At 62.4% G+C, this 460-nt stretch carries 1 pseudogene; it reads left to right on the top strand.

The window, feature by feature from the left end:
- Positions 1-460 (top strand): annotated as a pseudogene (locus ACQI5H_RS24620) (hypothetical protein); the annotation flags it as partial.

A 460-nucleotide genomic window follows, 5' to 3' on the forward strand; every position in this document is an offset into this window, starting at 1 on the left:
GCCCTACACCGGCGCTCAACCGCCACCCCTCAAACCCGAATACCGGCCCTACCCCGACGGCACCCCCCTCAAAGTCGGCCCAACCACCGGCATGTACACCCCGGGCAAGTCATGGATCAGTGACATCGATCCCCCCGTCGTCAACGGCCAAGAGGAATACCGCTTCAAACTCGCCGGCACCCAAGCCACCACCAACACCCGCATGGCGTTCGACCACGGCCAATGGCACGAACAACGCTGGGTGCAAAACATCTACGAATACCAACGCAATACCTCGCTCGTGCCCGGCTGTGACTTCGGCGGATTGCCGCCACTGCAAAACATCGACCACACCTGGAAACCCATCTCGCTCAACCAACTCGCCACCCTGTCCGCCAGCCACCCCGACGTCACCTACTACCTTCCCGACGGGTGCGGAGGAACACTCAAATTCGTTGGAGGCGTGCCCCAAGGCCCCAGC

This window comes from Mycobacterium heidelbergense, from assembly GCF_050205645.1.
GTDB lineage: Bacteria > Actinomycetota > Actinomycetes > Mycobacteriales > Mycobacteriaceae > Mycobacterium > Mycobacterium heidelbergense_A.